1 protein-coding gene is annotated in these 581 nt (G+C 33.7%); it reads left to right on the forward strand.

What is annotated here, in order from left to right; all coding sequences use genetic code 11:
* Positions 1-98 precede the first annotated feature (98 nt).
* Positions 99-506, forward strand: coding sequence for a hypothetical protein (locus tag Q4600_RS21135; protein WP_303518514.1), 408 nt, complete (start codon positions 99-101; stop codon positions 504-506).
* Positions 507-581: the final 75 nt, after the last annotated feature.

Genomic DNA, 581 nt, shown 5'->3' on the forward strand with positions numbered 1-581 from the left:
GTAGCGACAACCTCCTCTCTGCGAAGTAAAGAACAACCCGTTACATGAGACCTACGGCTCATGAACTATGATCGTTATATTTACATGGAGTTCAGTCGTTGAAATTTAGTTTATTTATACTTTTTTTTACTATCAGTTTTTTTTCTAACGCAGAACCTCAGGCTCTTCGTTTATCTAAATATATTGGCAATATAAATATGTATGACGTTACTTTTTCTTTAGTAGACACTGAATGTAATACATCCTATTCATTGACTAAAAAGCAAATTGAAGAAATTGATAAATTAACTATTGAAAAAACGCGAGTATCATATAAAAAATTCAACTCTATTGTTGGCGATCCTGCGCTTACATTAGAAATGTCAGAAGAATCAATCCAACCTATATTGGATAGCAATTGTAATTCTAAATTACTCGAATATTGGTATTCTAAGGTATCTAAAGACTTTAACAAAAACTTATCAAACCTACGAAACGAAGAACCAACAAGTGTGCAAATAAAGTAAATATAACAGATAAGGATAGGCCGCGCGTAGCCGCGTCCTTATCCCAAGTGTTGAACAAGCCCGAGTGATACCTTT

The sequence above is a fragment of the Shewanella sp. 2_MG-2023 genome, from assembly GCF_030548905.1.
Classification (GTDB): Bacteria; Pseudomonadota; Gammaproteobacteria; order Enterobacterales; family Shewanellaceae; genus Shewanella; species Shewanella electrodiphila.